General features: G+C 47.6%; 7 protein-coding genes. 3 read left to right on the top strand and 4 right to left on the bottom strand.

The window, feature by feature from the left end; genetic code table 11:
* Positions 1-169: 169 nt before the first annotated feature.
* Entirely contained in the window at positions 170-703 is a 534-nt protein-coding gene (gene msrA, locus KW93_RS04480) for a peptide-methionine (S)-S-oxide reductase MsrA (RefSeq protein ID WP_033541777.1), read from the top strand.
* Between the two features lie 45 nt (positions 704-748).
* Here the strand turns inward: msrA and KW93_RS04475 are convergent, their stop codons facing one another.
* The 4 genes from KW93_RS04475 to KW93_RS04460 all read right to left on the bottom strand — a co-directional run bounded on the left by KW93_RS04475 (position 749) and on the right by KW93_RS04460 (position 4,463).
* Complete coding sequence (locus KW93_RS04475; RefSeq protein ID WP_033541776.1) at positions 749-1,699, bottom strand: DMT family transporter; 951 nt, start codon at positions 1,697-1,699, stop codon at positions 749-751.
* Between the two features lie 299 nt (positions 1,700-1,998).
* A complete protein-coding gene (locus tag KW93_RS04470; RefSeq protein ID WP_033541775.1) occupies positions 1,999-2,499 on the bottom strand; it encodes a GNAT family N-acetyltransferase in 501 nt (166 codons plus the stop codon).
* A complete protein-coding gene (locus tag KW93_RS04465) occupies positions 2,496-3,212 on the bottom strand; it encodes a YjjG family noncanonical pyrimidine nucleotidase (protein WP_033541778.1) in 717 nt (238 codons plus the stop codon). Before KW93_RS04465 ends, KW93_RS04470 begins: the two co-directional genes overlap by 4 nt.
* 69 nt (positions 3,213-3,281) lie before the next feature.
* Positions 3,282-4,463, bottom strand: a complete 1,182-nt coding sequence (locus tag KW93_RS04460; protein ID WP_033541774.1) for an MFS transporter — start codon at positions 4,461-4,463, stop codon at positions 3,282-3,284.
* Between the two features lie 90 nt (positions 4,464-4,553).
* Here KW93_RS04460 and KW93_RS04455 point away from each other — a divergent pair, with 90 nt between their 5' ends.
* Both KW93_RS04455 and KW93_RS04450 read left to right on the top strand, forming a co-directional pair.
* Positions 4,554-4,790: a hypothetical protein gene (locus tag KW93_RS04455; protein WP_033541773.1), complete on the top strand. Its 237-nt coding sequence runs from the start codon at positions 4,554-4,556 to the stop codon at positions 4,788-4,790.
* 150 nt (positions 4,791-4,940) lie between these two features.
* The coding region (locus KW93_RS04450) for an ATP-binding cassette domain-containing protein (RefSeq protein WP_033541772.1) at positions 4,941-5,488 on the top strand (548 nt) is incomplete at its 3' end.

Genomic DNA, 5,488 nt, shown 5'->3' with positions numbered 1-5,488 from the left:
GAGGATTGGGCGGGAGCCCGCTGGAAAGCGCAGCTGTTTTGCGGAATATCGGCTTTCACAATATAATAGAGAAAATAATTTAATCTACATACAGTATAAACAATTTTATTGTCTGGAAACAGCGGCAGTGGTACTATTTCTTTTATGGAGTACGAGAGGAGAATGTTATATGGAAAAAGCGACTTTTGCAGGCGGCTGTTTCTGGTGTATGGTGAAGCCGTTCGACCAGTTTGATGGAATCGGGAAAGTGGTTTCGGGTTATTCCGGCGGCCATGTGGAAAATCCGACTTATGAACAAGTGAAAACGGGTACGACCGGACACCTTGAAGTGGTTGAGATTACATTTGATCCGGAAATCTTCCCTTATGAAAAGCTTTTGGATATCTTCTGGCAGCAAATCGACCCGACGGACAATGAAGGACAATTTCAGGACCGCGGCGAACAGTATAAACCGGCAATTTTTGTTCACAATGAAAGACAGCGTGAAATTGCGGAACAATCCAAAGCCGCTCTGGATGCAAGCGGACGATATAAAAAACCTGTAAATACCGAAATTCTGGATGCCGCTCCTTTTTACAAAGCTGAAGATTATCATCAGGACTACTATAAAACGAACGCAGAACATTACAAAGAAGACCGTGCACAATCCGGACGGGATGAATTCCTTGATGCCGTTTGGAAGTCTGAAAAAATCGTGAAATAAATAACAACGGACGCATTCCATTTGGAAGCGTCCGTTTTTTCTTGCTCATAACAATTGAATGAATATAATTCCAGCAAGCATAACTGCTAATCCCAATATATGAACAGTCGTGATTTGGCCCCGGTTAGATCCCAATAGACCGAATCGTTCCACTAAAAGACTCCCCGACAGCTGTCCGAACAAGGCCAGTATAACTGTTTGGCCGGTGCCTATTTGACCAACGAGATAAACATTCAGCAAAACGTATAACCCTCCGAGCAAACCACCTGACCAAATCCACCAGGGCGCTTTTTGCTCCACTGGAATTTTAATGTTTGCATAGGATCGATATCTAACTCCGACGATAAGGATTAAGATTGCAGCACCCGTGGAAAATGAGACAAAAGCGGCGTGAATCGGTGAACCCAACACACTCCCCAATTGTCCATTTACCGCCGCCTGGGCAGCCATCAGCATACCAGCGCCGACGCCGAGCATACGCCACTTCCATTGCCCGTCACTGCGTTCTTTGGCAATTACCTGTTTGGTCACATTATGCCGTTTTGAAATTATTTCAGTCAGCGCGACAGTAAGAAAAATTCCGATTAGCAGCAATATAACTCCGATCAATCGATTCGATGTAAACCGCTGTTCCATCGAAGAGAACCATCCAAAATTATCTATCAGCATTCCCATCATAATCATACCCAGAATAGGCATGACAGATGCCTGTATACTTCCAATTTTGGGGAATAGTAAAATACTCGTTGTTAAACCAATGACCCCGAAAATACCCCCAAACCAAATCCAGACAGGCAGCTCCGCAACAGTTTCCAACGGAATACTTATTGGCGTACTGCTGAAAACCATGGCAAGAGTCAGAAATGCCGTTCCGATTATGAATGAAATCATAGATGCCGTAAAAGGCGATTCCACGAACTTTCTTAATTGGGAGTTGACAGCTGTCTGCATAGCCAGTCCAATGCCTATACTTATTCCCACCAGAGCCAAAAGCATAAAGTACTCCCCCCGATTAATTTCTATTTCTTTAGAAGGAATCTACCCCAGATTTTTAAGTATTACAAATTTAAAGTCGTATCGATATCTATTCGGGTACTTTAATGGTAAGCTTGCATTGCAGAGAACATAATAAGGGTTTCCTGTTTTACTACTGAAGTATTTACAAACCGAGCTGCTGTCTGTTCTTAGGCTTCATCTTCAAAGCTGCTATTCATAGGCAAGCAGGCGTTATGAAAGCAATTCGTATCCTCCATCATTTTGATGGAGGGTTTTGTTTTATTCAATCCCATCCCATCTTATGAACTGAACAGCTTGGCCATATAATATTCATCTATGTATTCGCCGTCGACTTTCAGCGAATTTTTTTTAATTCCTTCTATAGAAAAGCCCGCTTTTTGGTACAAGGCGATACCACCACGATTGTTCATCATGACAGTCAGCTCGAGCCGGCGCATACTGCGCGCTCTTGCCCAACTTTCCATAGTTTCGAATAATTTCGTTCCCACTCCCTGCCCCCGGCTGTCTTCCCTGATTCCAATGGCCAGATACACACTGTGCCGGGTCCGCGTCGGCTCATTGCCGATGACAAACAGGTAGCCTTTCAGTTCCGTGTTGTCCTCTGCCAGAAGAATCGTCGAATTCTCTGCGTTTTCCACCGCTCTTATGCGCTTGCTCAAACCTTCAGCCGACAATTGCCGCTCACCGGGGTCAAACATCATAAAGCCCGAGCTTTCCGCATCCGCAATCAAACCCGCCAATTTTTCAGCATCCGCAGGAACTGCATTTCTGATGATCATGACCGCCCCGCCCTTCTGCCAGCCGGCACGCCGCTTACGATGTCGACCACTTCGAGAAGGTCATGGATTTCATAAGTCGGCAGGATGCCGGTCGTGTTCGGTTTATTTTCAGGATTGAACCAGACGGTGTCGATGCCGTAATTATTCCCGCCCTGAATATCGGAAGTCAGCGAATCGCCCACGATAATGGTGCGCTCTTTCGCCGGGTTGCCGAGTTTTGAAAACGCGTAATCGAAAATTCCCGGATGCGGTTTTTGGAAACCGGCTTCCTGCGAAATGATGATGTGCTCAAAGAGGCTGCCGATCGGTGAATTCTCAAGACGTGCTTTCTGCACTTCCCCGAAGCCGTTCGTCATGATGGCAAGCCGGGAATGTGTGAGCCCTTCCAGCGCCTCCACCGCCCCCGCCATCAGGTGCGTTTCTTTACCCAGGTAATCCAGGTAACTGGCACTGAAAGCTTGAGGATCTTTATCGGTTCCGTGTTCCAGAAACAGACGGCGGAAACGTTCGACCCCAAGATCCTGCAAAGCGATTTTGCCCTGCTCCAGATCATTCCAAAGAATCCTGCTGATGGCCCGGTAACTGTCGTGCATATCAATAAAACCGGATGGCAGGCCATAATCCATAAAAGCATTCTGCAACGCTGCCTGTTCTGAAATGGCAAAATCCATTAAAGTGTCATCGATGTCGAATATGACCAGATCGTATTTCATTTTATTCATATTGAACTCTCCTCTACATTGCGTTAAAAATCACTGAATTTATTATAATGAAGCATTATTCTATTTTTGATCCTGTGTTTTATTGTTAAGCAGGAAAGCAAAAACGAACAGCAGCCCAAGAAATGCCAGCAGCAGCGACAGCGTAATCGTATGGTTCTGAAAACGGTCATACAGGATGCCGATTGAGAACGGCGTCATAGCGGAAATGAGGTAACCGCCTGACTGGATCATGGCTGTCCAGCTGTTGACGTCGTCGGCTGAAGTATTTTCATCCAGCGGCATCATCAGCGCCAGCGGGAACAAGCCGCCGAGCGTAACCCCGAGGAACACGGCCGCCAGCCAGATAAATTCTGATCCTGCAAACATCAGGAGCAAAATACCGATCGCGCCCGAACTGATGCTGACAAGGATCCACAAATGGCGGCTTGGCCATTTTTCAAGCAATAACGGCAATGTAAGATTGCCGATGATCCCGACAATTGATACGACCGTCAGAACCGCTCCGGCAAGCACGATCGACAGGCCTTTTTCAATGGCGATCGGAGCAAGCCACGTAATCGTTGAAAAGAACAGTGACGACTGCAATCCGAAAAACGCCAGCATATACCACGCGCGCTTATTCCTGAGCGGTGAAACGACAGCCACTCCCTGCACTGGAACCTGGCTGGCCTCTGCAGGAGGTTCTTTCACCCGCAGCCAAACCAGGATCGCCGCTATCGCGAGCAGGCCCCAGCTGGCCAATGCAACCGGCCAGCCGGCAATCGCATAAAAGACGCCGGTGAGCCCTGCCGCCATGGTGGCGCCAAGCCCCATGCCGAATGAATAGACGCCGATCAATGAAGCGGTGCGCGTCGGAAAATTGCGTTTGATCATTGCCGACAGCAGCGGGCTAATGATGGCAATTGCCGTGCCGATGAAAAATGCGCTGATCAGCAGTACCGGATACGTCGGCAGGATACCGCGCAGCAGCGTGAACAGGCCGATCGCTGCGACAAGGATGGCAACGGATGCCTTCAATCCCAGTTTCCTGTTGAATACGACGGCCAGCGGTGCGAACAATCCCATACAGAATACAGGGACAGATGTCAGCAGACTGACTTGGCTGCTCGTTAGGTCAAGATCCGTCCTAATGGTACCTAGCAGCGGACCGATGGAAGAAATGGCCGGACGCAGGTTGACCGAAACCAATAGGATCGCCAGCACCATGAGTCCGAGTGCTGATTTTTTTTGATGTGCCGTCATGGTGGATACACTCCTTTATTACTAGTAAAACAAACTTGTGTTCGCCGCAAATTTTTATTAAACTGAAAGCAGCGAAAGGCGGTTGCTTGTATGAAACTTGTGAATTGGAGCTATGCAAAGCGTTACAATATAAAAGCGATTTTTGACGAATTCCCGCATGTGGTCGTCTGGTTCCGGCAAATCGGCGGTTATTATTTCATCTTTACGATGAAGGGCCTGACTCCGGAACATATACCGACACGGCGCGATTATGTAAAGATGGAATACCTGCTGAACAAAGACCTTGGCATGCTGGAAGCCTACAAGGAACGGAAATTCAAAGCCTGATAGAATGGTTTTTTGATCCGCCCGTCTTCATCCTCCAAAGTCTGTGGACCATACTTTATCAGTTTATCGGACACCGCGCTCAGATGCTATCTGTTTTTACCGGTTTCGTGGTATACTGTTCTTATTGTGAACTTTAGGAGGTACGTAATAATGATAGCAGTAAATGATGTAAGTTTGCGTTTTGGGGACCGTAAATTATTCGAAGACGTGAACATCCAGTTCAATCCGGGGAATTGCTACGGACTGATCGGAGCCAATGGTGCCGGTAAATCGACGTTCATCAAAATCCTTTCCGGTGACCTTGAACCACAATCCGGCAATGTCTACATGGGGTCGGGCGAGCGCCTTGCGGTATTGAAACAGGATCACTTTGAATACGAAGAAAACCAGGTTCTTGATACCGTGATCATGGGCCATAAAAAGCTTTATGATATCATGACGGAAAAGAACGCCATCTATATGAAGGAAGACTTCTCCGATGAAGACGGCATGCGCGCCGCAGAACTTGAAGGAGAATTTGCTGAGCTGAACGGCTGGGAAGCTGAATCCGAAGCGGCCATCCTGCTTCAGGGACTTGGCATACCCGACAGCCTGCACGACAAGAAAATGGCTGAACTTTCCGGGTCCGATAAAGTGAAAGTGCTTCTCGCACAGGCTTTGTTCGGCAAACCTGACGTTCTTCTTCTGGATGAGCCGAC

Source organism: Planococcus sp. CAU13 (assembly GCF_000775575.1).
GTDB lineage: Bacteria > Bacillota > Bacilli > Bacillales_A > Planococcaceae > Planococcus.
This window is presented reverse-complemented; position numbering and strand designations above follow the sequence as displayed.